Below are 21,602 nucleotides of genomic sequence, written 5' to 3'. Positions count from 1 at the left end.
CCGCCCGGCCGGGCCGGGCGGCTCCGGTTCCGGCCCCTGTCCCGGCCCCGGCCCCGGCTCCTTCCGTACGAGCCCGGCGGCCCGCTCACCGCGGCGACCGGAGTGCGGCGCCGGGATCCGGTGTGACGGCGGGGACCGGGGTGGCGACGAGGTCGCCGATCGGCACGCAGTCGCCCGCCAGGCGGATCTCCCCCGGCCCGCACTCCACCGCCGTCCCCGTCGGAAGGGGCGCGGGGACCGGCGGCACACCGGTCGGGAGCGGCGGCTGCGGCGGGTACGGGGAGGAAGGCGGGGAGAGGGGGTTGACCGGTGTGCCGGGCCCGGAGGGCTGCTCCGTCACGTCGTCGCCGGTGACCAGGTTCCAGGTGAACACCGCCGTGACCGCCACCGCGGCAGCCAGCCCCGCCGCCCTGCCGTTCCGCCTGCCGCCCCGCCCGCCGGACCCGCCGGCGCCGGTTCCGCCGGCGCCGGTTCCGCCGGCGGGGGCGGGCCCGCCGGGCGGGCGGGCCATCGGGCCGGTGCGGTCCAGCGGCGCCGCGGTGTTGACGCCGCACAGGACGAGGCGGGTGCGCAGCAGGGAGGCGGCGCCGGGGCCGGCCGCCGCCGACCGCGCCAGCTCCACCGCCTCCCGGGCCTCGTCGTCGTAGACGACCAGGGCGCTGGGCGCCGTCCAGCGCAGGCTCCACCCCGCCCGCCCGGCGCCCACCAGCCCCTGGCCCACCAGGGTCCCGAGCGCCTGCTCCGGTGATCCCGGCAGGCCCCACTGGTCCGTGCCCCAGCCCGTGTCGTGCAGCGCCTCGGCCAGCTCGGCGCCGCGCCCGGCCTCCAGCAGCCCCAGGACGGCGTCGACGGTGGGCTCCGGCGGGACGCCCGGCCGGGAGAGCCGGGCGAGGGGACCGCGCAGGTCCTCGACGGCCTGCACCATCTGCGCCTCGGCCGCGTCGTCCAGCCACTCCCGCCACGGCTGCCCTAGCCCGCGGGGCCCCGACGGCGGCAGGAGCGGGCGCAGCAGGGAGCCCCACACCCCGTCGGGGAGCCGGGCGTACGCCTCCGCCGCCCGTCCCGTCCCCGGAGCGGGCGGGGCGGCCCGTCCGCGGGCGAGGGCGCCCCGGTCGTGGGCGAGGGCGGCCAGGCGGCGGCTCAGCGGCGGGTGGGAGTCCAGCCGGGAGCGGGGCGGCTCCGGCATCCTGCGCCGCCACTCCCCGAGCGCCCGGGCGTAGCCGGGGTCGGCCAGCATCTCGGCGAAGGGGCGCAGCGGGTCGTCGGGCGTCAGCCCGCGCCCGGCCATGGGGTCCAGCAGCCGGGTCCGGTAGTCGGCCCAGGCCGCGCCGACGGCGTGGACGGCGGTCAGGGCGGACGCCGTGGCCTCCCGTCCCACGACGGCCGCGGCGGCCGCGTCCGCCCGGAGCTCCTGGCGCCGCCGCACGCCGAAGGTGACGGCGTCGAACAGCCACGCGTACACCGCCAGCGCCCGGTCCTGGAAGCCCGAGTAGAGCGCCACCAAGGCGTTGCCCCCCGCCGCCTCGGCGATGCCGGTGCGCGCCGTGCGCAGGGCGGCCGAGCCCCGGTAGGCGGTGGCCGCGAACCGGGTGTCCCGGCGCGCGTAGTGGCCCAGTTCGTGGCAGAGGACCGCCCGCAGCTCGTCCCCGCTCAGCCCCGCCAGCAGCGGTACGCCGATCTCCATGCGCCGGGCGGTCACCCCGGCGCCGAAGCGGGTGTCCTCGCTGACGGAGGCGTTGGCCTCCAGCGTCAGCCGGATCTCGGTCGGCTCGGGCGCGCCGGCCGCGCGCGCCAGGCCGGTGACCGTCTCCCACAGCTCGGGGGCCTGCCGCCGGGTGACCGCCCGGCCCTCGCGGGCGGCCGGGGCCCGCCCGCCGGAGAACAGCCCGCGCAGCACCGCCAGCACGGCCGGCAGACCGAAGGCGACGGCGTACAGCGGTGCCGGCGAGGTCATGCGGGTGCCGTCGACCAGCAGCACCCACAGCACACCGGCCGACAGGACCGCGTAACCCAGCACCAGCGCCCACGACACCGCGTAGAAGCCCCCCAGCAGGGCCAGCGCGAGCATGGTCCGCAGCAGTGCGCCCACCGTCGCCGTCATCGCCTCCCCCTCCGACCCGGTCCCTCGCTGTCATCGTCCCCGCCTGCGGCCCGGCGGAAGCGGTTTTTCCACCGCTGCGGGCGGCCGGTGGCTGAGCGCGGAGCTCCGGAAGGAGGGTTTCGGCCGTGCGCGCGCCCGCGCACGGCGCGCCGCCGACGCCGCGCGTGAATGTCCTGAACCGGCCCCTCTGCGCACCGCCCGTGCGGGCACTCCGTCCACAAGCGGCCGGCGAGCGGAAGGCGGGAGGACGGGATGCTGCTGTACGCGATCACCTCGGGGGCGCTCCACGTGCCCCGGGGCTGCGAGTGGGCCGTCCTGGCGGTCTTCCTCGCCTCGCTCGCGGTCGTCCTGTACGTCGCCACGGGTGGAAGGAGGTGAGGCCGGTGCCGCACCCCGCCGCCGGCAGGTACCAGCCGCCCGCGGACGTGCCGTCCACGCTCGTACTCGTGCTGGTCCTCGGCGCGGTCACGGTGCTGCTGATCCTGTTCTTCCGTGACCGGCGGTGAGCGGCGGAAGGAGGAGCCCCCGGGAGGAGGGGGAGGGGAGCGGGGTGCGGCGTGGGCCGGGCCCGGCCCGGGGTCCGTTTGCGGAAGTCACCGCCGGGAAGCCGGTTCCTCGATCAACGCGCTTTGCACACAACCCTGTTGAAAAGTTCCCGATCGAGCGCGGGAGAGCGGGTCCCCGTACCGGCGCCCCGTGCGGGCGGAGGAAGTGGGAGCCCACCGCGGAAGCGGCCCGTTCACCCCTCCGCTCACCCGACCGAAAGGACGCCGCAGTGGCTTCGTACTCCTCACCGCAGGGCTACCCCGGCACCCCGGGACCGGCCGGGGGGCCGCCCCGCAACGGGCTGGGCATCGCCGCCCTCGTGGTCGGCGTGATCGGCCTGCTGCTGTTCTGGACCCTCATCGGCGGTGTGCTGCTGGGCATCGCGGCCATCGTGCTGGGCGTCATCGGCTACCGCCGCGTCAAGAAGGGCGAGGCGACCAACGGCGCGATGGCCCTGATCGGCGCCATCGCGGGCGCCATCGCACTGGTGGCGTCCGTCGCCGTCATCGCCGCCGGGGTGTCGTTCCTGAACTCCGAGGAGTTCGGCAACCTGGACGAGTGCCTGCGGAACGCCGACAGCACGGCCGAGGAGCAGCAGTGCGAGCGGGACTTCCGCGACGAGCTGGAGCGGCGCTGAGCCGGACGCGCACGGCACGCGGGGCACGGCGCGGCCCCTGCCGCCTCCCGGGAGGCGGCAGGGGCCGCGTACGTCCCGGGAGCGGCTGCGGCGGCCCGCCCGGACCGCCGTGACGAACGACGACCGGGCGGGGGCGCCGAGGACGAGCACCGGGCCGCCCGGGGCCCTGCGGTACGCGCGGTACGTCGGACGCACCGGCCGCACCGGACGCGGAAGGCGGCGCTCCCCCGCCTTCCCCAACGGTCACACCGGTCACACCGGCGTGACGGGCCAGCCGGTGGTGATCAGGTACTGGCCGAAGAGGTAGCCCGCCATGATCGCCACCTCCTGGCCGGGAAAGACGTGCCCGGCGGCCTGGAGGCCGATCAGCAGGTCCGAGCCGAGGAAGGCCAGCGCGCCCGTGCCCGCGCGGGCGCCGGTGCCCAGGGCGGCGACGGCCATGGCCGTCAGGGCGAGGCTGTAGCCCGCCACCGGCGCGCGCAGCCGCTTGTCCAGCCCCGGGGCGACGGCGGCGTTGGCCGCCGCCCAGCCGGCCAGGCCGGCGGCCGCGATCCAGGGGCGGCGGCGCAGCCCCTTCAGCGCACCCTGGCGCAGGTAACCGGCCGTGTAGCTGACCTGGGTGCCCAGGAATGCGGCCATGCCCAGGAGGAAGGCCGGCTCGTACTCGTCCGCGAGCAGCGCGGCGTCACCGGCCGTGGCGCAGGCCAGCCCGGCCAGCAGGGTCCCCGGCACGGGGGCGTCCGCCGTCTCGCGGCGGCGCAGTGCGTGGGCGGCCAGCGCCGGCATCAGCAGTGGCTTGCCCGCGCGGGCGGCGCCGCGCGGGCGCCGGGCGGTGGCCAGCAGGTCGGCCGCCGCGAGCGCGCCGAAGGCGACCAGCGCGCCCCGGCCGTGCCCGTCGGGGCGGGCGAGCCGGGCCGCCGCACGGCGGGTGCGGCGCGCGCCGCGCTCCAGGGCCGTCGCGAAGATCGTCACAGGGGTGGTCATGGGGGCACAGTCCGGCGGCCCTCCGGGCGCGCGTCAACGGTCCGGCCGGGCCGGGCGCCGACCGGACCGGGTGCGGCCGGATCAGGTGTGGCCGGGACCGCCGGAGCCGAAGCCGCCGCTGCTGCCGGGACTCCAGGTGGGGCGCTTGTTCGGGTCGGCGGGGTGGGTGTCCTCGTGCTCCTGGAGCTCGTGCGGGAGCCGGCGCCGGCCGTCGCGGGGCAGCGCCTCGTCGTCGCGGACGCCGTCCTCGTAGACGATCGGCTCGTCCGGGCATTCGGTCGGGGTGGAGACCCCCTCGTCGCCGCGCTTGAGCAGGCGCAGCCCGTACACCACGGCCAGGACCAGCAGGGTCGCCACCACGATTCCCGCGATGAGGGGGCCGATGCCGATCGTCAGATCGGAAGCGGCCAGTGGGATGTGATCCGCTGCGTAGATGCCGTTCATGGCCTTCGCGTACCCCCGTGCGGCCCGGTCACTCGGCCCGGGTCACTCCTGCCGGTCTCCGGCGCCCGGGGCCGCTGTGCCCGCCCTGAGGGCGCTCTCGGCCGCACGTATGGCGTCCCGGTAGGTGCGGGCCGCCGCCCGCAGGGCCGTCTCGGGGTCGGTGCCCTCGGTCTCGGCCCTGGCGGCCAGGGCCAGCAGCTCGTAACCGACGCCCTCGCCCGCCGGGAGGGCGTCGACGCCCGCGGTGCGGGCCCGGCCCGCCAGCTTCGCGGCCAGGGCGAGGGCGGGCTGGCCCAGCGGGATGCCCTCGGTGACCGACTCGCGCCGCTTCTCGACCGCCTTGGTGCGCAGCCAGTGGGCCTTGACCTCCTCCGGCGTGCTCGCGGTCTCGTCGCCGAAGACGTGGGGGTGGCGGTGCACCAGCTTCTCCACGATCGTGGCCGCCACGTCGTCGACGGAGAACGGCTCGTCGGGGTCGTCCTGGGCGATGCGGGCGTGGAAGACCACCTGGAGCAGCACGTCGCCCAGCTCCTCGCGCAGGGCCTCGCGGTCGCCCTCCTCGATGGCCTCGACCAGCTCGTACGCCTCCTCGATGCCGTACTTCACCAGGTCCTCGCTGGTGCGGGTGCCGCTCCAGGGGCACTCGGCGCGGATGCGGTCCATGACCTGCACCAGGTCCAGCAGGCGGGCGCCGGGCAGGTCGTAGGAGCCGGGCAGCAGCTCCAGTTCGGGCATCGCCTCGCGGCCGGAGCCGGCCAGGCGGGCCAGCCCGTCGGTCAGGCGCGGTTCGCCCTCGGCGCCGGCGAGGACCACAACCGTCCGGCCGGCGCCCGCCTCCCGGGCGCCGTCGGCTCCGTCCGCGCCCGTGCAGGCGTCCACCAGCTCACGGGCGGTGGGCCGGGCGATCTCCACCCCGACGCCCGCCTCCCGGACGTACGGCAGCTGCGGGTGGCCGGGGTCCGGGCACAGGACGCGGTCGGCCGTGCGCAGCGCCTGCCAGGCGGGCCAGGACAGCAGTCCGGGCGCGACGCGGTGGCTGGTGGTGAGCAGGACGATGCGGCCGGTGGCCGGGGCGGGTGCGGCGCTGGAGGGGTTCACGCCCCGAACGTAACCGATCGGCGCCGGTCACCGTGCGGGGACCGGCGGGCCGGGGTCGGTGAGACCGGCGGCCTCCACGGGGACGCCCAGGCACCGCTCCAGCTCGGCGAGGTTGGCGCGGGTGGTCTCCCACAGCAGCCGCTGCCGCCCCAGGACGTCGGCCACCGCCGCGTCGTGGTCGTCCAGCAGCGCCGCGGCCCGCTCGGCCAGCTTCGCGCCCAGTTCCCGGTCGTGCACGGACAGCCCCCACTCGGGGCGGTCGATGTCGGCCAGGAAGTACGCCAGCTTGGGGTGCGAGATCAGGCTGAGGACCGGGGTGCCGCAGCCGAAGGGGATCATCCCGGCGTGCCCGCGCATCCCGATGACCAGGCGGGTGCGGCGGAATCGCTCGTAGATCTCGGCGTTGGGCAGGTCGTAGAGCGGCTCGACGGGCAGCGCGATGCCGTGCTCCCGGCGCAGGTCGTGCACGAACCGCTCATCGGCGGGCGTGTGGGGCGCGTACCGCACCTCCGCGCGCTTGCCCAGTTCGCGCACCGCGGCGGCCGTCTCGGCCAGGAAGTGGCCGTAGTCGTGGCCGAAGCGCAGGCCCGCGCGGTCGTACGCGCAGTTGATCAGCACGGTGTCGTCGCGCCGCACGGGGTCGGTCCAGCCGGGCGAGAGCCTGCGCAGCACGGTGGTGGGGCACGGCTGGTAGCGCACCTTCTCGCGCAGGGAGGGGGGCAGCAGCGCCCGGACGCGTTCGACCGAGCCGTGGTTGCGCAGGCCGAAGAACGCCGACTTCTCCACCAGGGTCCGCAGGCTCTCGGTGAACCGGGTGCGGCGGTACGCCTGGCCGTCGAAGACGTTGTAGCCGACCGCGAGGACCGCCAGCGGCACGGTGATCCGCTCCAGCATCGCGTCGGGGACGTTCCACTGCCAGGCGCTGTTGCCGTTGGGCCAGGTGTCGGGGAGGAAGAGTCCGCCGCCGCCGACGACCAGGGCGCGGCGGGCGTTCACGCGCTCCAGGGCCACCTCGTCGAAGAGGCGGTGTACCGGTACCGGCAGCCAGCGGCGCGGTCCGGTGTCGGTGCCGAAGCACAGCCGTACGGCCTCGGGGAGCACCTTGTCGCCCGCGTTCTCCTGGCCGGAGGCGAACAGCGCCACGTGCGCGAGCTGCCCGTCGGCGGGGACGTCGGGGGCGGGCTCGCCCGGCAGCAGGGCCAGGTCGCGGCAGGTGCGGTTGACGGGCTCGGCGTCGAGCCCCTCGCGGGCGTACGCACGGGCCGCGTCGTCGTCGCCGCGCAGCCACGCCAGCCGCGCGAGCCGGCTGAACGCCTTCGGAGCGACCGCGGGCGAGGCGGTGGCCAGCAGCAGATGGGTCTCGGCCTCGGCGTGGCGGGACTCGGCCATCAGCGCGCTGCCCAGCGTCTCGTGGAAGCGCGGCTGGTCGGCCCTGGGGGTGACCGACAGCAGCACCTCGACGGCCTCGCGGTAGCGGCCCTCCTCGGTGTGGACGAGGGCGAGCGCGCGGGCCAGGTCGACGGTGGCGCCGCGCTCCAGCAGGGGGCGGGCGAGATGGGTGAGGAGAGCGGGGTGCTTGGGGCCGGGGAGGGAGCAGTAGGCGGTGCGGAAGTCGTCGTCGGCCATCTCGTAGCGGGCGCGGGCGCGCTCGGCGGGGCCGTGCTCCTCCCCGTGCCCGGTGCCGGTGCCTTCCGCACCGCCGAACCGCAGGATCACCGTTCCCTCGGGGACGGGCAGGCCGCCGTGCAGGCGCCGGACGGGGAGGTCGTGACGGCCGTCGAGGGGCACGACGCATCCGGGTACGCCGTCGCCGGCCAGCCGGGCGCGGGTGGAGTCGGCGAGCCACTCCCGCTGGAGGACCAGCAGGCCCTCGTCCGCCTGCACGCGGGGCTCGCCGGAGGGCATGGGCAGCTGCGGGACCGCGCCCACGCCGTGGCGCAGCCGCAGGAGGGGGCCGATGTCCCCCAGCACCACCATGTCCGGGCCCAGCACGATCACGGTGTCGTACTCGTGCGCCCGCAGTGCCTCCCAGCGCCCGCGCCGCGTCCCGCGGGCGACGATCCGGGGGTGCAGGCGCCGGGCGGCGTCCAGGGCGGAGTCGGGCAGTCCGGGGTGGAGGAGGAGGAAGTCCTCGCAGACGCGGGGGTTGGTCAGCGCCAGGCTGCGCAGCAGGGTCAGCAGGCCGGGGAGGGTGTCCTCGTCGGCGTGGCAGGCGAAGGCGATACGGCGCCTGCCGGTCAGGGCGGCGGTGTCGGTGGCGTCGGCGGTGCCGGTGGCGGCGCCTGCTTCGGTGCCGGCGGCGGGCGGGGGCGCGGGAGAGGCGGTCATCGCAGGGAGATCCTCGTCGGGGTGCTGTCCTCGGCCCGGGTCTCGACCCAGGCGCGTTCGGCGGGGCGCAGCCGGCCGGGGCCCGGCAGGTCGAAGCCGATCAGGTCCACGGCCTGGCAGACGCCCAGGAAGTCCAGCAGCCGCAGCATCGTGAAGGCGGTGGTCGGGCCGGGTTCCGCGGCGCTCTCGCCGATCAGCGCCGGATCGGTCACCGGGTGGCGGAGCGAGGCGTCGCCGACGCGGCGCTGCGCACCGGGGACCAGCCGCCGTACCGCGCGCAGCCACTCGTCGGCCGGATCGCCGAACACCAGCCGGATGCCGACCCGGTGGTCCAGGCGCGCGGTGGTGCGGTGGGAGAGGGCGTGGATGTCGGTGCGCTCCCCCGCGCCGGGGACGTCCAGGGGGAAGGCGTCGCAGCGGACGACGAGGTCGTAGGCGTCGATCCCGGCGTCCGGCACGTGGTCGGCGAGTCGCGGGGTGTTCGCCACCAGGCACACCGTCCGGCCCGCCACGGCGTTGCGCAGGTCGCCGACCGCGAGCGGCTCCCCGTCGCCCCCGCTCCCGCCCCTGCCGCTGCCGCCGCCGAGGAGGGGATCGGGCATCCGGTCCCGCTCGGCCAGCCGGCAGTAAGCGGCGTACAGCGCGGCGAGGTCCCGTACAGCGGGGTCGGCCGCGCCTCGCTCGCGCAGGCGGTGGTCCATGTAGGCGGTGAAGGCGGCGCGGACCTCGGACGCGGGCAGGCCGCCTCCGGCCGCTTCGGCGAAGGCGCGGGCCTCGGGGCAGTCGTCGGCGGGGAACAGCCGCAGGGCGCCGGCCAGGCACTCCCGCCGCTCGGTGAGCGCGGCCAGGCGGGCGGCGGCGGCCCGGGCGCCCGGGCCCGGCTCGGACAGGGCCAGGTGGCGCTCGTACGCCTCGGCGGCCTCGGCGCCGCGTCCGAGCCCCTCCAGGGCGCGGGCGCGCAGCAGCCAGGCGGCCCTGGAGTTGCGGCGGACGGTCAGGGCGGCGTCGGCCAGGAGGAGGGCGAGCCGGAGGTCGCGGGCGTCCGCCGCGGCGCGCCCGGCCGTCTCCCCCGCCGGGCACCCCGCCGCGTCGAGAGCCGCGTCACCGGCGCGCAGCAGGGCGTCGAAGGACTCCTTGTCCACGGCCGGGCCCGAGGAGCGCCCGGCGGCCGCGCCGCGGACGGTGTGCGCGGCGATCAGGGCGCCGAGCGCGGCGACCAGGCGGGTGCGCCCCGCGTCCGGCCGTCCGCCCGGCCCGGTGGACGGCCCGGTGAGTTCGGCGAGCCGGTCCGCGCAGGCGCGGACGCATCCGGTGAGCGCGGCGCGCGCCTCGGTCTCGCGCGCGGCGCCCGGCCGCAGGCGCGGGATCCCCGGCCACGCCCGCGGCGCGGCCCCGGGCCTCTTCGTCCTCATGTCTCTCCACTGTTCGGCGGCGGGAGGCCGAACAGTGCCCGACCGCCGCGCGGCGTGTGTGACGCCGCGTCGGCTTCCGGGTGAACAGTGGCGGAATCGTCGGCGAGGACCGGCGGGCCGGGCCGGGGACCGGCCGTCAGGCGGGCTGCTGCGGATCCGGGCTGGAGACGTTCCTGATCCACGGCTCCTTGGTGTCGGCCAGGGTGATCTGCTTGTCGTCCCAGGCGCCGAAGCGCGGGTTGACGGTCACGTCCAGCTCCTCGGACGCCTCCGCCAGCGCCTGCGTGATCTCCTGCTGCCCCTGCGGGGTCTGGAGGTTGGCGCCCAGCTTCTCCGCCAGCTTCTGGACCAGCAGCTGGGAGCGCACCGCCCGGTCGATCTCGTCGGGTGCCACGGCCCGCTGCTGGAGCATCATCGCCTCCAGCTCCTCGGGGCCGCCCACGTTGCGCTCGGCCTCCTCGCGCGCCCGCTGGATCTCAGCGCGGTTGACCGTCACCCCGGCGTCCTCGGCGGCCCGCTCCAGCACCCGCTCGAAGACCAGGGAGCTGACCGTGCCGCGGGTGAGCTGCTCGGTGTTCCTGACCAGCTCGGCGCTGCGGTCCGACTCGTTCTGCGCGGCCCGTACGGCCCGCACCTGCGACTGCACCTGCCCCATCGTGATCCGCTCACCACCGACGACGGCCGCCGCGCCCGGGTGGGCTTCGCTGCCGCACGCGGTCAGCAGCGGCGCCGCGACGAGCACCGCCGCCGCGGCTGAGAGGGAGAGCGAGGTCCTGCGGCGGAACATTGAGCCTCCTGAGTGCGGCTGTGGAACGGATGGTGTGGACGGTGCTGGGAACACCTGTGCAATGCCGTCCCGGCGATGATCGATGCTAGGCAGTCGGCGTGACTCCCACCACCGTTTCGGCACTGTTTCGGCAAACGAACCGACGGCCGCGGGGATGCGCCGCCCACCCGGCTCCGGGGCGGGCGGCGGGACGGGGTGCGGCCCGGGGCGGGGCGGGGGGCGGCTCCGGCAGTGTTCGCCCGTCGTTACCACTCCGTACACCCGGGTGCCCGAGAGTGGCCTCCGTGTCCAACGAAACAGCCGTGCAGACCCCGGAGCGCGGCCCCGACGCCGGTGCGGGCTCCGGGCAGAGCGACCTCGCGCGGGACGCGCCCCTCCCCGGAGTCCCGGCGCCCGCCGCCCGCCCGTCCTCCTCCGTTCCCGCCCCCGCCCCCGTCTCCGCGCCGGCGCCCGCGCCCGCGCCCCGCGAGCACCGGCACGACATCGACCTGATGCGGCTGATCTGCTCGGTCGCGGTGATGCTGGGCCACATCGGCGGCGTGTTCATCGCCGCGGTCGACCGGCAGGAGGCGAACGGACCCGGCGCCTACTGGACCGGGCACATCGTGGAGGCGTTCAACCCGTTCGCGGTGCCGATGTACTTCGCCATCGCCGGGTGGGCGGTACTGGTCGGCGCACCGCCGCGCGACGGCCGCCGCATGTGGCAGCGGATCGTGCGCAACTCGGTGCCGCTGTTCGTCTGGACGGCCCTCTACCTGCTGTGGGGCCGGGCGTGGGGCACCAACGACGGGCCGGTGTCGCGGCTCGCGCTGGAGGCCGTGTTCGGGTCGGTGCGGCCCGCGTACCACCTGTGGTTCATGTACGCCTACATCCCGCTGATCGCCGCCCTGGCCTTCGTGGTGCTCGTACGGGCCGGGAAGCGGCCGTGGGGCCTGGGCGCGGTGCTGCTGGTGCTCGCGTCGGCGCCCTCCCTCATGGGTGACCTGGAGCGGTGGACCGGCTGGGACCTGCCGCGCTTCGGCTGGGGCTTCGGCGTCTACCAGGTGGCGTACGCGCTGGGCGGCGCGATGCTGTTCGCCCTGCCGGCCGGGGCCCTGGGCCGCCTGGCGGGACGCCGGTGGGTGTGGGCGGTGCCGATGGCGCTGACGGCGGCCGGGGTGCTCTGGTACCACACCCGCGTCCACTACGTGATCCCCAACGCGCACCTCCTGGTCGCCGTGATGACCGGCTGCGTGCTGCTCATGGTGACCCGGGTGCGGGTGCCGGAGCGCTGGGTCCCGCTGCTGTCGAAGCTGGCGGGGGCGGCGCTGGGCGCCTACATGGTGCACGTGATGGTGATCTCGGCGATCGTGGAGCCGCTGGTCTCCGCGGACGTGCCGGGTGCGGTGGCGGGGCCGCTGTTCGCGGTGCTGCTGGTCGCCACGGTCGCGGTGTCGTTCGGCGCGAGCCTGCTGTGGGGGCGGCTGGGGCTCCGCAGGTACCTGGGCTAGCCGGCACGGGTCCACGGGGCTGGGCCGGAACCCCGGCGGGGTTCCGGCCCAGCCCCGTGCCGGCTCACAGCGCGTGGTCCACGGTCCTGTTCGGGTGCGGTTCGGGCCCGGCCCGGGTGCTCCGGGTGCCGGGCCCGCTCACTTCCCGCGGGTGCGGGCGGCCGCCGCCCGCTTGACCCGGCGCGCGGCGCGCAGCGCGTGGTCGCTGCCCGGCAGGCGGCGCACCAGACCGGGTGTGAGCCCGCCGGGCAGGCCGAGCGCGGTCAGGCGGCGCCGCTTGAAGTAGCGGGCCGTGGTGTCGTCCAGATGGGCGGTCAGCCACGCCTCGGCCTCGGCGCGCAGGGCGGGGTAGCGCTCGGCCTGCATGCAGTACCCGACGGCCCGCACCAGCGGCTCGACCCGCCGCACCGCCTCCCCGGACTCGGTGACCACCTCGCCGCGCGGCCCCTCCCCCGCGCCCTCCAGGTCGGGCACGAGGGCGTCGACGAGGGTCAGCGGGACGCGGTTGCTGTTCTGGTACGGCGTCAGCCGGTCCAGCAGCGGCCCGGTGCCCACCCGGGCCACGGGCACGCCGTACAGGGCGGAGGCGGTGAGCAGCGCGGTGGAGAAGCAGCCCACGACCAGCTTCGGGCGGCACCGCCGGAAGACGGTCTCGGCCAGCATCGGCCGCTCGGGCACCACCAGCCGTACGCCGGTGTCCGCGGCCGCCTTGTCCAGCACCCTGGAGTAGCGGGCGGGCGCGGTCGGGTGGGGCTTGAAGAGGACCGCGCGGTGCCCGGCCGCGGCCGCGCCGCGCAGCATCCGCTCGTGCAGCGCCTCCTCCTCGTCCACGGTGAGGATGCCCAGCGCCGCCAGGTACTGGCCCAGCAGTACGGCGGTGGGCAGGCCCTCGCCGTCCGGGTCGAGTTCGGCGTCCAGGCCGTCGTCCCCGGCGGCGTCGTCGAGTTCGTCCAGGACGGAGCGGAAGACCTCGTTCGGCACCAGCTCGGACGGCACCCCGTACTCGGTCAGCAGCAGCGGTGTCAGGCCGGGCACCAGATCGAGGTGGAGCAGCCGCTGGATGCGGCAGGCCAGGGTCTGCGGCAGCTTCTCGCGAGTGGGGCCGTAGCTCATCAGGCCGTCGGCGTAGACGTGGACGGAGGCGCTCGCGAAGATCGCGGCCAGCGCCTTCGCCGGGCTGACGTGCACGGACTCCACGACGAGGTCCATCGGCCCGTCGCCCAGGTCCCAGCTCGCGCGGAACATCCGCTCCCACAGCGGGCAGTCGTTGCCCGCCGGGCTCCAGGTGCTGGGGTGGTGGGGGCGGATGGCGTCGTTCCAGTCGACCACCCGGTCGAAGCGGGCGGTCAGCCGGTGCCAGCCGCGCATGCCGTCCAGCCGGGAGGCGGTCTCGGGCACCTCGGCGTTGTTGGAGACCAGCAGGACGCGCAGCGTCCGGTGCCGCGGCCCGAACAGGCCCGCGTCCAGGGCGGCGGCGAGCGTGGCGGCGCCGTAGAGGGTGGAGACCTCGAAGACCTGGACGCGGGTGCGCGCGCCGCCCCCGGAGGTGTCCCCGATGCCGGTGGTGCCGGTGGTGCCGGTGGTCCCCATGGCTCCCGTGGTGCCTGTGGTCCCCGTGGTGCCAGCCATGTCAGGCCGCCTTCCGTGCCGTGCCGCCCAGCAGCCGCCGCAGCGTCCTGGCGCGCTCGTGGTCCATCGACGTCAGGGTCCGCTCCAGCACCTCGCCCGGCATCCGGCGCAGCGCCGCCGCCGACTCGTGCTTCAGCCGCCGCGCGGCCGCGGGCTCGTAGCGTTGGGCGTTCGCCGCGTGGAAGGCGATCATGGCGCAGTAGGTCCGCACGATCTTGGGCAGGAAGCGATCGGCCTCGCGGTCGGCGGCGACCTCGGCCAGGATCAGGTCGTGGGCCGGTATGAAGTCCAGTTGCCGGGCGTCGCGGATCTGGGTCAGCGAGGTGGTGACCCCGCGCCGGTAGAAGACGCCGAGCAGTCCGACCGTCGCGAACGTCTTCGCCCGCAGATGGAGCTGCCACATGAAGACGCGGTCCTCGGCGGTGCGCAGATGGGTGGTGAAGCGCATGCCCAGGCCGTCGCCGCCGGTCTCGAACAGGCCGCGGCGGTAGATCCCGGCCCAGACGAAGGGGTAGTCCACCATCGTCTCCATCTCGGCCGGCGCGATGGCGTCCCGCGTGCTCAGCACCGCGTCCCGCCGCCGCGCCGGGGCCCGCTTGACGACCCGGTCGCGGCCGGTGGACTGCACGTGGTCGGTGCGCACGAAGTCGCAGTCCAGCTCCTCGACGGCGTGGAGCAGATCGCGCAGGTACCCGGGCGCGTACCAGTCGTCGCCGTCGAGGAAGGTCAGATACTCGCCCTCGGCGGCCTCGATGCCGGTGTTGCGGGCCTGGGCGATCCCCCGGTTCTCCTCGTGCCGCACCAGCCGGGCGCGCGGCAGACCGGTCACGGCCCGGTCGAGGATCTCCGCGGTGGCGTCCGTGGAGCAGTCGTCGACCAGGATGAACTCCGTCCCCGGCCGCGCGTTGGCCGCGAGGCTGCGCAGGGTGTCCTGCGCGTACTCCTGGACGTTGTGGAAGGGGACGATCACTGAGAGCTTCGGCACGTGGTTTCCAGACGCTGCGGACAGGGCGGCGGGCCGGACCCCCACCGTCCACGGCTGCCGGCCCCGCAGGCCGAGGGTAGCCACACGCCGGTCACGCCGGATGCCGCCGAGGGGACGCCCGGGTGAACTCTGAACGTACGCTCGGTGGATGGCCTTCCGAAGAGCAGTCCGACGCGCCGTCAGGAGGGCCGCGGGAGGGCCGCCGGGACGGTTCCGGCAGGCTCCCGGCCGGTGCCCGGTCAGCGAGGTCAGCGGCCGGTCAGTGGCCGAGCCGCTCCAGGCACAGCGCCTCGTCCTGGCGAAGCTGGACCACCACCGGGTCGTGCGGGCCGCGTTCGGCGGTGTACTCCTGGGCGAGCCGGCTGATCTCCGGCAGCGCCCGCGCGTACTGGCCGGTGTCCAGCAGCACCGCCGCGTACTGCTTGCGCAGGGTGCGGACGACGGGCGAGTGCGCCCCGTGCTCGGCGACGGCGGCCGGGAGGGCGTGGCCGAGGAGATCGGCGACGCGCGTGTAGTGGCCGGAGGAGAGCAGGGTGCGGACCTCCTCCAGGGTGGTGCTCAGATCGGCCGGCGGCGGGGGCGGACCGAAGCCGGGCGGGGACCCGGCACCGCGGCCGGGCGGGAACGCGGAGGACTGCACGACCACCGTGGGCACCGGGCCCGGACCCGTGGCCGCACCCGGCGCCCGGCCGCGCGGCGGCCAGGGGGCCATGGGCTCGCGGAACGGGCGGGTGGGGTCCAGCGGCAGGGCGGGGCCGCCCTGCCCGGGCCGGGGCAGCAGCGGCGCGAGGGCGGCGTACACCTCGTGGGCGTCCTCGGGCCGCCCCGCGGGCTCCTTGTCCAGCAGCCGCCACACCAGCGCGTCCAGCTCGGCGGGCGCCTCCGGGCGCAGCTCGCGCACCCGCGGGGGCGTGTGGTGGAGCTTCTTGTACAGCAGCCCGGTCGGTTCCGGGGCGTCGAAGGGGACCTGACCGGTGAGGAGTTCGTACAGCAGCACACCCAGCGCGTACAGGTCGGCGCGGGGGCCGACGGGGCTGCCGCCCATGGCCTGCTCGGGCGCCATGTAGACGGGGGTGCCGATGAGGGAGCCGGTGCGGGTCAGCCGGGTGGTGTCCCCGGCCGACCGCACGGCCGCGATGCCGAGGTCGAGGATGACCACCCGGCCGTCGGGCCGCACGATGACGTTGCCGGGCTTGAGGTCGCGGTGGACGATGCCGACGGCGTGCACCGCCGCCAGGGCCGAGCACATCTGGGCGACGACGGCCACGGCCCACTGCGGCGGGTAGGGCTCCCGCTCGGCGAGGTGGTCGCGCAGGTCGCTGCCCTCCAGCCGCTGCATCACCAGGTACAGCTCGTCGCCGTCCCGGCCCGCGTCGTGGACGGAGACCAGGCCGGGGTGGTCGATCTGGGCGGTGACGCGGCACTCGCGCTCGAAGCGCTCGCGAAGCTCCTCGGGGTCCGTACCGCCGGACAGGGAGGCGACCTGCCCGGAGTGCATCAGCTTCACGGCGATCCGGCGGCCGCCCAGACCGAGGTCGTGGCCGCCCCAGACCTGCCCCATGGCGCCCCGGCCCAGCGGCTCGGTCAGCTCGTAACGGCCGGAGATCAGGCGTCCGTTCACCGGCCGTGCCGCCCGTCGCCGCCGTCCTGCCGGTCCCCGTGCCCGCGGTGTCCGTCGCGCTTGCGCAGCAGCTCGCCGAGTTCGTCCAGTTCGGAGGCGACCTGGCGCATGCGCGGCGACTGCGGCGGCTGTACGGGCGGGGACTGCCGGGGCTGGGGGTGGCCGTACGCCGGGGGCCGGGCGGGCGGCGGGACGGCCGGGCCGGGCCGGGGGTGGCCGTAGGCGGTGGGCGCGTCGGCGAGCCCGGGGAACCCGGGTGTTGGCGGGGCGGGGTGGTGGGGGGTGCGGGGGCCGCCCGGCAGGGGTGCGGCCGCCCGGTACGGTGCGGGGTCGCGCAGGAAGCGGTCGCCGAGGACGGCGTGGGCCACGGAGCCGCCGATGAGCAGGACTATGTACAGGCCCGCCCAGAACTGGGCCATGCCCTCCTCGCCCGGCTCGCTCGCGGGGACGTTGACCAGCAGCACCACGTAGACGACGGTCAGCACCACGCTCACCGCGAAGACGGCCCAGTCCAGCGGTCTCCTGCGGATGACCGCGAAGCGCAGCGACGGGACCCAGGCCAGCAGCCCCACCGACCACACCGGGAACGACGCGAAGAACAGTCGCAGCGCGATGCCCCCGAATCCCGGCCCGCGGCGGGACGGGGCTGGGGGCGGGGTGGCGGCCGGGCCGTACATCAGCGCTCAGACTCCCTGTTGCGACGTCGTTCGGTGCGAAGGGTATACACCGCTGCGGACGGTGCGGTCCGGTGTTCGCGGGGCCGATACCGTTCCGATGCCCGGCCGCACCCCGGCCGCGGCGGCGCCGCGGCCGGCCTCCGGCCCGGGAGGAGCCCCGGCCCGGAGGAGGGGGAGCCGTTCAGACGTGGTCGCGGGGCAGCGTCTCGTTCCAGGTGCGGGAGAACACCCGGCGCTCCCCCTCGTACCCGTCGAGGGTGGCGTCGACCACGAACTCCTCCTCGGTGCAGCTCAGCACCGTGCGGGTCACCGTCCGCACGTTCCAGTCGCCGCGCGAGAACTCCATCGTCCACTCCGACTCGCCGCGGACCGAGGTGAAGTCGTCGGCCACCGAGTCGTAGCGCTCGTAGGCACGGCGGTGCACGTCCAGGTCGATGTCCTCGAAGTGGACCGTCCCGCCGTCCTTGACGATCTCCAGCGCCGACCCGTAGTCCACCAGGTTCCGGGAGACCTCCCAGCGCTGCTCGGGCGGCTCGATCTGGCGGGTGCGGATCGGCTCGGCGCCCTCGGGCTCGCCGAACGGCTCCCCGGCCACCTCGTCGGACTCCGCGACCGGGCGCACCGGCAGCCTCAGGGAGCTGCCGGGCGCGTACACGCTCAGCAGCGCCGGGCGCGGCGGCGGCCAGGCCAGCGGCCAGTACGAGGTCGACAGCGACAGCCGGATGCGGTGGCCCGGCGGGAAGACCTGCGCCACACCGTTGAGCTGCACCGTCGCCCGGTAGCGGCGGCCGGGCCGAAGCGGCTCGGGCTCCGCCTCGTGGCCGTCCAGGCGGGTGAGGTTGAGCAGCCCGTAGGTGACGCGGGTGGCACGGCCGTCGGGGGCCACGTCGGACAGGCGGGCGGCGACCATCGCCACCGGCTCGCTCACCGACAGCTCCAGCTCCACGCTTGGCGCGCCCAGGATCTCCACCCGCTCGGCCAGCGGCTCGGTGTCGAAGACCATCGAACCGCCGTCCTCCTCGCGCTGGTCGTAGGGGAGGTCCGGCGGCGCGTTGTAGGAGGCCCACTTCCCGGCGAACTGGCCCACCGACAGCGGCGACTGCACCGTCAGCTCCGTCTCCTGCGGCTTCTCCCCCGGCCGGTGGAGGCGGTGCGCGCCCAGCGGAAGCTCGGTGGGGGTGATGTGCGGCGACGGCCAGGACGGCTCGCCGACCCAGCGGCCGGGCCGCTCCTCGTACGACGTCGACGGCGGCACGCTCTCCTGCATCCAGGCGTGCAGCATCGGCCCGTCCATCACCCCGTTGTCGGCGCCCTTGAGCCAGTGGTCCCACCAGCGCACCACCTCCTGGAGGTAGCCGATGGCCGGGCCGGGCTGCCCCAGGTGGGGGTACTTGTGCGACCACGGCCCGATCAGGCCCTTGCGGGGCACGTCCAGGTTCTCCAGCAGGCGTGTGACGGCGTTGGAGTAGCCGTCCGCCCAGCCGCTGGAGGCCAGCACCGGCACGTTCACAGCCGAGTAGTCCTCGCAGACCGAGGCGTGCCGCCAGTAGTCGTCGCGCCGCTGGTGGCGCAGCCACTCCAGTGCCCACGGCCGGGTGTTCTCCAGCCGCTCCAGCCACATCCCGCGCCACCGCTCGCCCACCAGCGCCGGATCCGGCGGGCAGGTGCCGTAGGCGAACATCGTGCCCGCCTCGGCCAGGTTGTCCGACAGCAGGCAGCCGCCCATGTAGTGCATGTCGTCGGCGTACCGGTCGTCGGTGAAGGAGGAGATGACGATCGCCCCCAGGCTCGGCGGGCGGCGGGCGGCGACCTGGAGGGCGGCGAAGGCGCCCCAGGAGATGCCCATCATCCCGGTGCGGCCGTCGCACCAGGGCTGCTCGGCGAGCCAGGCCAGCACGTCCTCGGCGTCGGTCTGCTCCACCTCCAGGTACTCGTCGCGCAGCACCCCCTCGGACTCGCCGGTGCCGCGGATGTCCACCCGCACGCAGGCGTAGCCGTGGCCCGCGATGTAGGGGTGGTGGACGGAGTCGCGCACCGAGGTCAGATCGCGCCTGCGGTACGGGATGTACTCCAGCACCGCGGGCACCGGCTCCCCGTCGGAGGAGACCGGGCGCCAGATCCGGGCCGCCAGACGGGTCCCGTCGGAGACCGGGATCCACACGTGCTCCTCTTCCCTGATCGCGTACGGCAGGCTGGTCACATGGCGCACGGCCGGACCACCTCCTCTCCCCGCCCGGCTCAGGCGGCCTGCTCGGACTCGCGGTCGTTCTCCCGGTCGCCGCCCCGGCCGCTCTCCCGGTCGCTCTCCTCGGCGAACTCGAACGGCAGCATCGCCAGGCAGCGGTCGTACTTCGCCCGCATCTCCTCCTCGCTGTCGGCACCGACGAAGATGTGCGCCAGCTCGAAGCTGTAGCTGTCCTGGCCGGGCATGTCCGACAGCCGCTGCCCCTCCCGCGGCTTGACGGTGACCCGCACGCCGGGCACCTCGCGCTCCACGCGCTCGATCTCCTCGGCCGTCGGCACGCGCGTCACCAGCCCGTCGGCGAACTGGCGGTGGTACCACTTGGCCGCCACCTCGTAGGGGCCCTCGCGGTAGGGCAGGCCGGGGTCGCGCCCCATCGCCAGGCTGAGCATGGCGTGGTGGTTGGGTACGCCGTCGACGTACTCGAACAGCTCGGCGTGGGACTGCGAGTGGCGCGGGTTGATCTCCAGCAGGCTGATCCCGCCGGTGGCCGCGTCGTAGAAGTACTCGATGCTGAAGGTGGCCCAGTCCATGCCGATCTGCTCGATCACCCGCCGGGAGACGTCCCGCAGCCGCAGCTGCACCGGCTCGGGCAGCGATGCGGGGTACTGGTGGCGCAGGAAGCAGGGGGTGTCGGGGTAGTTGATCGAGTCCAGCACGCCGTAGACGGTCACCTCGCCGTCGTACACATAGCCCTCCACGGCGGCCTGGACGCCCTTGAGCGACTCCTCGGCCAGGCAGGCCTGCCCGCCGGCCTCGGCCACCTCCGGCGGCAGCTGGAGGCGCCGCATCACGAACTCGAAGGGCCGGCCGATGCGGGTGATGCCCTCGCGGATCTCGGCCACCGCCGCCGCGAACTCCTCCTCGTCCTTCACCCCGAAGGCCAGCTCCGAGGAGTAGGACTTCACCGGTTTCAGCCACATCGGGAAGCGCAGCCCCTCGGGCGGGCGGGGCTCGCCCTCCAGGTCCACCAGCGCGAAACGCGGGTGCTCGTCGATGACCTTCTGCTGCTCCAGCCGGCTCCAGTACTTGTGCTCGCACTTGACCACCGACTCCAGGCTGGTGGCGCGCGTCCCGTAGCGCTCGGCCAGGATCGGCACCAGCGTGCTGACGGGGAAGTCCCAGTAGCCGACGATGGCGTCGATGCCGCCGTCGAACGCGTCCAGCTGCTTCTGCGCCTTCTCCAGCAGCTCGGCCACCGGGATCTCGCCGTGCTGGAGTTCCTCGACGCTCAGCAGGGGGTGGAAGCGGTACTCCACCGCGTGCGGCACCGCGCGCAGCGTCCTGATGTTCTCCTCGTCCAGTCCGATGACGAAGACGTTCGCCTGACTCACTTGGATGACTCCCTCGTGCCGGTTCCTCACGAGTCCTTCCGGCTACCCGAGGGCGGCGGCGGACATTCCCCCATACGGGGCAACCGGGCACACAAGGCGCGGAAAGGGAGGGAAGGTGCCGATGGCGTGAAGAAGGAGGGGAGAAGACGGCGGGGCCGGTCGCCATCCACTTCGACCGGCCCCGCCGCCCGCCTGCCGCGCGGGCACCCCTACCAGCGGTGGTGCACCTGCGCGCGGATCCTGCGGTCGTACAGGGCCGCGATCGCCTCCAGCGTCCGCTGAGGCAGCGGCGGCAGCTGCGCCGCCGCGGCGTTCGCCCGCGCCTGCCCGACACTGCGCGCACCGGGGATCACCGAGGTCACCCCCGGCTGCTGGATCACCCACCGCAGCGCCGCCTGCGCCGGCGTCACCCCCTCCGGCGCCAGCTCGGCGAACTCCGCCGCCGCCGCCAGGCCCGTCTCGTAATCCACACCCGAGAACGTCTCGCCCTGGTCGAACGCCTCGCCGTGCCGGTTGAAGCTGCGGTGGTCGTCCGGCGAGAACACCGTCTCGCGGGTGTAGCGGCCCGACAGCAGGCCCGACGCCAGCGGCACCCGCGCGATGATGCCCACCCCCGCCTCGGCCGCCGCCGGAAGGACCTCCTCCAGCGGCTTGAGCCGGAACGGGTTCAAGATGATCTGCACGCTCGCCGTGCCCGGCCGCGCGATCGCCTCCAGCGCCTGCGCGCACGTCTCCACGCTCACCGCGTACGCCGCGATCCGCTTCTCCGCCACCAGGGTGTCCAGCGCGTCGAACACCTCGTCGGAGGAGTACACCTCGGACGGCGGGCAGTGCAGCTGGACCAGGTCCAGGGTCTCCACGCCCAGGTTCGTGCGGGACCGGTCCGTCCAGGCCCGGAAGTTGGCCAGGTTGTAGTTGCCGGGCAGCTGCTCCACCCGGCGTCCCATCTTCGTCGCCACGAACACGTCCGCGCCCGGCCGCTCCGCCAGGAAGCGGCCGATCAGCCGCTCGCTGCGGCCGTCCCCGTACACGTCGGCGGTGTCGAGGAACGTCACCCCGGACTCCACCGCGGCGTCCAGCACCGCCAGCGCGTCCTCCTCGCGCACCTGCCCCCAGTCGGCACCCAGCTGCCAGGTGCCCAGTCCCACGACGGACACCTCGCGGCCCGTCCTGCCCAGTACTCGCTGCTCCATGGCACCCGATCCTACGTTCCGGCCGGCCCGGCGAACCGGGCCGGTCCTCGCAGGTCACCGACTACGGGAACGCTCCCAGGACCGGCTTCCGGAT

18 protein-coding genes are annotated in these 21,602 nt (G+C 75.4%); 4 read left to right on the top strand and 14 right to left on the bottom strand.

Going from position 1 to position 21,602, the window contains the following annotated elements; genetic code table 11:
* Positions 1-85: 85 nt before the first annotated feature.
* A complete protein-coding gene (locus QPK52_RS16575) occupies positions 86-2,101 on the bottom strand; it encodes a M48 family metalloprotease (protein ID WP_410538279.1) in 2,016 nt (671 codons plus the stop codon).
* A 252-nt stretch (positions 2,102-2,353) separates the two neighbouring features.
* Between QPK52_RS16575 and QPK52_RS16570 the strand changes: the two genes are divergently transcribed.
* The 3 genes from QPK52_RS16570 to QPK52_RS16560 all read left to right on the top strand — a co-directional run bounded on the left by QPK52_RS16570 (position 2,354) and on the right by QPK52_RS16560 (position 3,284).
* Positions 2,354-2,479 (top strand): hypothetical protein, encoded by a 126-nt coding sequence (locus QPK52_RS16570; protein WP_410538278.1) that lies wholly within the window; start codon positions 2,354-2,356, stop codon positions 2,477-2,479.
* A 5-nt stretch (positions 2,480-2,484) separates the two neighbouring features.
* Positions 2,485-2,607: a hypothetical protein gene (locus tag QPK52_RS16565; RefSeq protein WP_410538277.1), complete on the top strand. Its 123-nt coding sequence runs from the start codon at positions 2,485-2,487 to the stop codon at positions 2,605-2,607.
* Positions 2,608-2,876: 269 nt separating this feature from the next.
* Entirely contained in the window at positions 2,877-3,284 is a 408-nt protein-coding gene (locus QPK52_RS16560; RefSeq protein WP_410538276.1) for a DUF4190 domain-containing protein, read from the top strand.
* A gap of 252 nt (positions 3,285-3,536) precedes the next feature.
* On the opposite strand, the gene QPK52_RS16555 is transcribed toward QPK52_RS16560, so the two are convergent.
* The 6 genes from QPK52_RS16555 to QPK52_RS16530 all read right to left on the bottom strand — a co-directional run bounded on the left by QPK52_RS16555 (position 3,537) and on the right by QPK52_RS16530 (position 10,337).
* A complete protein-coding gene (locus QPK52_RS16555) occupies positions 3,537-4,268 on the bottom strand; it encodes a lysoplasmalogenase (RefSeq protein WP_410538275.1) in 732 nt (243 codons plus the stop codon).
* Positions 4,269-4,349: 81 nt separating this feature from the next.
* Positions 4,350-4,712, bottom strand: coding sequence for a DUF6479 family protein (locus tag QPK52_RS16550; RefSeq protein ID WP_093660920.1), 363 nt, complete (start codon positions 4,710-4,712; stop codon positions 4,350-4,352).
* Positions 4,713-4,754: 42 nt separating this feature from the next.
* Complete coding sequence (locus QPK52_RS16545) at positions 4,755-5,810, bottom strand: nucleoside triphosphate pyrophosphohydrolase (protein WP_410538274.1); 1,056 nt, start codon at positions 5,808-5,810, stop codon at positions 4,755-4,757.
* Positions 5,811-5,837: 27 nt separating this feature from the next.
* Positions 5,838-8,138, bottom strand: a complete 2,301-nt coding sequence (locus QPK52_RS16540) for a polysaccharide pyruvyl transferase family protein (protein ID WP_410538273.1) — start codon at positions 8,136-8,138, stop codon at positions 5,838-5,840.
* Positions 8,135-9,550, bottom strand: a complete 1,416-nt coding sequence (locus tag QPK52_RS16535) for a hypothetical protein (RefSeq protein ID WP_410538272.1) — start codon at positions 9,548-9,550, stop codon at positions 8,135-8,137. Before QPK52_RS16535 ends, QPK52_RS16540 begins: the two co-directional genes overlap by 4 nt.
* Positions 9,551-9,686: 136 nt before the next feature.
* The gene (locus tag QPK52_RS16530; protein WP_410538271.1) at positions 9,687-10,337 is read right to left on the bottom strand and encodes a SurA N-terminal domain-containing protein; all 651 of its coding nucleotides are present in this window, start codon (positions 10,335-10,337) and stop codon (positions 9,687-9,689) included.
* A 284-nt stretch (positions 10,338-10,621) separates the two neighbouring features.
* On the opposite strand from QPK52_RS16530, the gene QPK52_RS16525 reads away from it, so the two are divergent.
* Positions 10,622-11,827, top strand: a complete 1,206-nt coding sequence (locus QPK52_RS16525; protein WP_410538270.1) for an acyltransferase — start codon at positions 10,622-10,624, stop codon at positions 11,825-11,827.
* Between the two features lie 138 nt (positions 11,828-11,965).
* Here QPK52_RS16525 and QPK52_RS16520 read toward each other — a convergent pair whose 3' ends face one another.
* The 7 genes from QPK52_RS16520 to QPK52_RS16490 form a co-directional block, all read right to left on the bottom strand.
* Positions 11,966-13,456 (bottom strand): polysialyltransferase family glycosyltransferase, encoded by a 1,491-nt coding sequence (locus QPK52_RS16520; RefSeq protein WP_410538269.1) that lies wholly within the window; start codon positions 13,454-13,456, stop codon positions 11,966-11,968.
* 1 nt (position 13,457) lies between these two features.
* Positions 13,458-14,441: a glycosyltransferase family 2 protein gene (locus QPK52_RS16515; RefSeq protein ID WP_410538268.1), complete on the bottom strand. Its 984-nt coding sequence runs from the start codon at positions 14,439-14,441 to the stop codon at positions 13,458-13,460.
* 259 nt (positions 14,442-14,700) lie between these two features.
* Positions 14,701-16,062, bottom strand: coding sequence for a serine/threonine-protein kinase (locus QPK52_RS16510; RefSeq protein WP_410538267.1), 1,362 nt, complete (start codon positions 16,060-16,062; stop codon positions 14,701-14,703).
* A complete protein-coding gene (locus QPK52_RS16505; RefSeq protein WP_410538266.1) occupies positions 16,059-16,739 on the bottom strand; it encodes a hypothetical protein in 681 nt (226 codons plus the stop codon). Before QPK52_RS16505 ends, QPK52_RS16510 begins: the two co-directional genes overlap by 4 nt.
* Before the next feature lie 181 nt (positions 16,740-16,920).
* Complete coding sequence (locus QPK52_RS16500; protein ID WP_410538265.1) at positions 16,921-18,948, bottom strand: CocE/NonD family hydrolase; 2,028 nt, start codon at positions 18,946-18,948, stop codon at positions 16,921-16,923.
* A gap of 29 nt (positions 18,949-18,977) precedes the next feature.
* Entirely contained in the window at positions 18,978-20,315 is a 1,338-nt protein-coding gene (locus QPK52_RS16495; protein WP_410538264.1) for an acetyl-CoA carboxylase biotin carboxylase subunit family protein, read from the bottom strand.
* A gap of 209 nt (positions 20,316-20,524) precedes the next feature.
* A complete protein-coding gene (locus tag QPK52_RS16490; RefSeq protein WP_410538263.1) occupies positions 20,525-21,508 on the bottom strand; it encodes an aldo/keto reductase in 984 nt (327 codons plus the stop codon).
* Positions 21,509-21,602 lie beyond the last annotated feature (94 nt).

Origin of the sequence: Streptomyces sp. KL2, assembly GCF_046529545.1 — a bacterium.
In the GTDB taxonomy this organism is placed as follows: Bacteria; Actinomycetota; Actinomycetes; order Streptomycetales; family Streptomycetaceae; genus Streptomyces; species Streptomyces radiopugnans.
Note: the sequence above shows the minus strand (reverse complement) of the source record. Positions and strands in the feature narration are given on the sequence as shown.

What these genes read in the sequence shown, in the direction of transcription:
- QPK52_RS16505 (WP_410538266.1), bottom strand. Translation starts at nt 16,739, where the DNA reads ATGTACGGCCCGGCCGCCACCCCGCCCCCAGCCCCGTCCCGCCGCGGG.
- QPK52_RS16540 (WP_410538273.1), bottom strand. Translation starts at nt 8,138, where the DNA reads ATGACCGCCTCTCCCGCGCCCCCGCCCGCCGCCGGCACCGAAGCAGGC.
- QPK52_RS16535 (WP_410538272.1), bottom strand. Translation starts at nt 9,550, where the DNA reads ATGAGGACGAAGAGGCCCGGGGCCGCGCCGCGGGCGTGGCCGGGGATC.
- QPK52_RS16520 (WP_410538269.1), bottom strand. Translation starts at nt 13,456, where the DNA reads ATGGCTGGCACCACGGGGACCACAGGCACCACGGGAGCCATGGGGACC.
- QPK52_RS16530 (WP_410538271.1), bottom strand. Translation starts at nt 10,337, where the DNA reads ATGTTCCGCCGCAGGACCTCGCTCTCCCTCTCAGCCGCGGCGGCGGTG.
- QPK52_RS16550 (WP_093660920.1), bottom strand. Translation starts at nt 4,712, where the DNA reads ATGAACGGCATCTACGCAGCGGATCACATCCCACTGGCCGCTTCCGAT.
- QPK52_RS16490 (WP_410538263.1), bottom strand. Translation starts at nt 21,508, where the DNA reads ATGGAGCAGCGAGTACTGGGCAGGACGGGCCGCGAGGTGTCCGTCGTG.
- QPK52_RS16570 (WP_410538278.1), top strand. Translation starts at nt 2,354, where the DNA reads ATGCTGCTGTACGCGATCACCTCGGGGGCGCTCCACGTGCCCCGGGGC.
- QPK52_RS16575 (WP_410538279.1), bottom strand. Translation starts at nt 2,101, where the DNA reads ATGACGGCGACGGTGGGCGCACTGCTGCGGACCATGCTCGCGCTGGCC.
- QPK52_RS16555 (WP_410538275.1), bottom strand. Translation starts at nt 4,268, where the DNA reads ATGACCACCCCTGTGACGATCTTCGCGACGGCCCTGGAGCGCGGCGCG.